We start from the raw sequence: 4,542 nt of genomic DNA, 5'->3' as shown, positions 1-4,542 counted from the left end.
CCCACGGATTCGGCCAGGCGCACGATCAGCGGGCTGACCGTGATGGCCGCGAAAAAGCCGTAGACCACGGTCGGGATGCCGGCCAGGATTTCCAGGGCCGGCTTGGCGATGCGCCGGATTTTGAGGGAGGCGTATTCGGACATGCAGATGGCCGACATAAGGCCCACCGGGATGGCCACGAGCATGGCGATGGCCGTGATCATGAAGGTGCCGCCAAAAAGCGGCACGGATCCGAACAGGGGTTGGATCGTGCCGTCCTCGGCCACCATGGCCGCGTCCGGATTCCAGGTGGTCCCGGTCAGGAAGTCCCAGATGCCGACGATGCGGAAAAATTTGACGGCCTCGAAAATCACCGACAGCACGATGCCGATGGTCGCCAGAATGGACAGCAGGGAGGCCAGGAGCAGGATGCGCAGGATCAGTTTTTCCAACACGACCCGGGCGCGCAGGCTGGGGCCAATGGCCCGCAGGGCCAGCCAGAGCGCGGCGGCCGCGGCCAGGAGGGTGGCGGCGGCGAGCATGGGCCAGGGCACCTCGGCCAGACCCGTGGCCTGGATCAAGGCCGCCCCGGTACAGATGATGACCGCCGGGGCCGCCATGCGGACCACGGCGAACCAGCCGTACAGATTTTCCGAGGCCTTGAAGGTGGCCTTCGGGTCCTGCTGGGCGCGGATGGTGCGCCGTCCCAGCAGATAGGCCATGCCCGCCAGGGGCAGCAGGCCGGCAAAGAGAAGTTGGGCGATAAGGGACGTGGTCACGGGATACCTCGTTCAGTGCGCGCGTTGGAGCGCCAAAGGGCCGATGCGTCCGCACGCATCGGCCCCGGCCTGGGCGTGGCGCCCGGTTATTTGTGCTTCAGGTCTTCGAGAGACAGCTTCTTCTTGTCCAGCACCGCCTGGCGGGCCTTGGCGCGGACATCCTCGGGCAGCGGGATGAGGCCGATCTTCTTCAGCAGGCCCTTGTCGCCGATCATCTTGTCGCTCATGAACAGCTCCACGTATTCCTTCAGGCCGGGCACGGCATTGTAGTGGGCGTTCTTGATGTAGAAATACAGGGAGCGGGAGATGGGGTACTTGCCGGAGGCGATGTCATCGGGCGTGGGAGAAACGCCATTGATGGCCGCGCCCTGGATGGTGTCGCCGTTTTCTTCCAGGAAGCTGTAGCCGAAGATGCCGAACGCATCTTTGTCCTTGGCCAGCTTCTGGACGATCAGGTTGTCATTCTCGCCAGCCGGAACGTAGGCGCTGTCCTGACGGATGGCCTTGTAATCCTTGGGGTAGCCGCCCATCTTTTTGCAGACTTTTTCCACGACCATTTCCTCGAAGGCGTCACGGGTGCCGGAAGAGGTCGGCGGGCCGTAGAACACGATCTTGCGGGCCGGCAGCTTGGCGTTGATTTCGTTCCAGGTCTTGTACGGATTTGGGACCAGCTTGCCGTCCACCGGGACTTCGGCGGCCACGGCCATGGCCAGCTCTTCCAGGGTCAGGGACATGGGCGCGTTGTCCTTGTTCTGGGCGATGGCGATACCGTCGAAGCCGATGATGGCCTCGGTGATGTCGGTCACGCCGTTGGCGGCGGCCTTTTCGAATTCGCTGTCCTTCATGCGGCGGGAGGAGTTGGCGATATCCGGGGTGTTATCGCCAACGCCGGCGCCAAACAGTTTCTGACCGCCGCCGGAGCCGGTGGACTCGACCACGGGTGCCTTGAATTTGGTGGTGGCCCCCAGTTCTTCGGCGACATAGCTGGAGAACGGGTAGACGGTGGACGAACCGACGATCTTGATCTGATCGCGGGCCTGGGCCATGCCCGTGCCCAGACAGAGCAGGGCCAGGGCTAAAAGTGATTTTTTGATGAATCCGTTCATGGAAAAGCCTCCTTGGTATGCGGCGATGTTGTTGCGTGAACCGATGAAGGCAACCTAGACATGGTTTGTTACAGGATGCCGGGGCCAATGTAACGGCTGTGTGACAAACCTGATTGTGTCTGGAAAGGGACCAGACATTTATCATGGCATTTTGTTGCCGTACAGGGAAGACGCCGCTGGGTTGAATGCGGTCAAGGCCGGGCCAGCGCCCGATGACATGCCCGCGTGTCGGGCGGAAAGAGGACGCCTTTTGGCTGTCAAGGGTGTGCGGGAAGGCACTTTGTTCTTGTCCTCATGGCCCCGAATATGCGAAAATTCTTCCGTTTATTGGTGAACTTTGGTCGCAAGGAGTGGAATGATGCGAACTTCTGTCTGGCTGCGTGGGGCTTTGGGCGGCGCTCTGCTAGGGGTGATTCTGGGAATCGTGGCGACGGTTCTGGGTTGGCCGTCCTGGTTGACCGTGGCGGTTTTGGGCGCGGCGATTTTGGGCGTGGTCGTGGCCATGCTGCTGATCCGGGCGGAGCATGTCGCCATGGATCGGACGCGGTGTTTTGCCGCGGCCGTGGCCGACGGTGACATGACGGTCGAGCTGGACGATTCCGGTGCCATGGGCGTGGCGCTTCGCCGGCTTGTCGGCGCGTTGAAACGCGAAAAAGGCTTGGTCAAGGGCATTGTCGAGGGGCTGCCCATGCCGTTTTTGCTGGTTGACGCCCAGGAAAAGACGGTCTTCACCAACCAGGCCTGTCTGGACATGGTCGAGATCGACGGAGATCCCGGGAACCAGCTCGGGCGGACCCTGGCCGAGATTTTCTACAACGATCCCACCCGCAAGACCGCCGTGGGTCAGGCCATTACCGAGGGCAAGGTGTTTCGCAACCTGGAGGTGACCATCACCGGGCACAAGGGCGGGACGCGGCACGTCCTGGCCAACGTCTATCCGCTCTATGATCTGGAGGGACGGTGTATCGGTGGGTTCTGCCTGTACGTGGACATGACCGAGCTGAAAGCCAAGGATGCGTTGCTGCAGGCCCAGAACGCATCCATTGCCGAACGGGCGGCCCAGGTCACGGACATCGCCAACACCCTGGCCCAGGCCACGGAGGAACTGTCCGCCCAGATCGAGGAATCCACGGCCAACTCCCAGGAACAACAATCGCGCACGACCGAGGTCGCCACGGCCATGGAAGAAATGAGCGCCTCGGTTTTGAGCGTGGCCCGCAACGCCGGCGAAGCGGCCGATCTGGCCCAGGGGGCGCGAACCAAGGCCGAGGAAGGGGCCTCCGTCATGGCTCACTCCCAGGAGGTCATCAACCAGGTCCACGAAAACGCCATGGTGCTGCGCAAGGACATGGGTGAACTCGGTAAGCAGGCCGAGAATATCGGCGCGATCATCCGGGTTATCAACGATATCGCGGACCAGACCAACCTGCTGGCCCTGAACGCGGCCATCGAGGCGGCCCGGGCCGGAGACGCCGGGCGCGGTTTTGCCGTGGTCGCCGACGAGGTCCGCAAACTGGCCGAAAAAACCATGACCGCCACCCAGGAAGTGGGCGCGGCCATCGGCGCCATTCAATCCAGTACCCAGCAAAGCATTCGCTCCACCGAGGTCGCGGCCGGCGCCGTGGAGGAAACCACCCGTCTGGCGGCCAGTTCGCGTCGGGTTTTGGACGAGATCGTCAGTCTTATCGAGCGCACGGCCGAGCATATGCGCGATATCGCCTCGGCCGCCGAGGAACAGTCCGCGGCCACGGACGAGATCAGCCAGTCCACGGGCCAGATTACGTCCGGCGCGACCCAGAATGCCCTGGCCATGGAGGAATCGGCCAAGGCCGTGGGTGTTCTGGCCAACATGGCCGGGGATCTGCGGCGTTTGATCCAGGATATGAAAGAATAGATCCGCGCATGTCACGTCCGTATTGTTTTTTGCACATTCCCCGGACCGCCGGGACAACGCTTAACCTCATTCTCCGCGATCATTTCGGACCCGAGGCCATTTTGTCCTTGTACACGGCGTCCGAGTTTTCCAGCAACAGGGAGGTCCCGTCGCTGATTTGGACTCGGTGCGTTTGTTCCAGGGCCATTTGCTTCTGGAGCGGTATGATCCACCCCGACTGTACGGGCGCGATGTCGATGTGTTCACGTTCTTGCGGGAACCCGTGGCCCGTCTTGTGTCCGAATATGTGTTTCTCAAGACATGGCCGCACAGCCATATGTACCAGATTGTGAATGGGATGAGTTTTCGGGACTACATCGTGGGCGAGCACAAGCATGTACGGTTCAAGGGCAAGAACTTCATGACGAGGGTTCTTTCCGGCCGTTCCGTCGATGGCCAGGGACAAGCCGCCTCGGCCTTGTCCGCGGCCAAGATCAATCTGGAACGGGTTTTCGGATTTTTCGGCATTCAGGAATTCTTCGACGAGAGTCTGATTTTGCTGGCCCGCTACCTGGGGCTGCACAAGTATTGTTACGAAAAACGCAACGCCTTGCGGTCCGGGTATGCGGTTGAACTGACCGATGCGGATCATGAGGTCGCGTTGGAGTTCAATACCGCCGATGTGGAATTGTACGCTTTCGCCAAAGCCCTTTTGCAAGAACGGATTTCGGCCGGCGGCGCGGCGTTGGCCTTGGAGTTGGAGCGCTTCCGGCGGATCAACGCCTCGTATCAAAAAGTCTGCGCC

At 61.4% G+C, this 4,542-nt stretch carries 4 protein-coding genes; 2 read left to right on the top strand and 2 right to left on the bottom strand.

Annotated features, from left to right (window positions below):
- Window positions 1-758 (bottom strand): phosphate ABC transporter permease subunit PstC (locus EOL86_12250; GenBank protein ID NCD26346.1); only part of this gene is annotated, 758 nt, incomplete at its 3' end.
- 86 nt (window positions 759-844) lie between these two features.
- A complete protein-coding gene (locus EOL86_12245) occupies window positions 845-1,864 on the bottom strand; it encodes a PstS family phosphate ABC transporter substrate-binding protein (GenBank protein ID NCD26345.1) in 1,020 nt (339 codons plus the stop codon).
- Window positions 1,865-2,222: 358 nt separating this feature from the next.
- Here EOL86_12245 and EOL86_12240 point away from each other — a divergent pair, with 358 nt between their 5' ends.
- Together EOL86_12240 and EOL86_12235 are read left to right on the top strand one after the other, a co-directional pair.
- The gene (locus EOL86_12240; protein NCD26344.1) at window positions 2,223-3,758 is read left to right on the top strand and encodes a PAS domain-containing protein; all 1,536 of its coding nucleotides are present in this window, start codon (window positions 2,223-2,225) and stop codon (window positions 3,756-3,758) included.
- Window positions 3,759-3,915: 157 nt separating this feature from the next.
- Window positions 3,916-4,542 (top strand): hypothetical protein (locus EOL86_12235; GenBank protein NCD26343.1); only part of this gene is annotated, 627 nt, incomplete at its 3' end.

Source organism: Deltaproteobacteria bacterium (genome assembly GCA_009930495.1).
In the GTDB taxonomy this organism is placed as follows: domain Bacteria; phylum Desulfobacterota; class Desulfovibrionia; order Desulfovibrionales; family Desulfomicrobiaceae; genus Desulfomicrobium.
The sequence above is the reverse complement of the archived record's forward strand: the minus strand, read 5'-3'. Positions and strand labels throughout refer to the sequence as shown.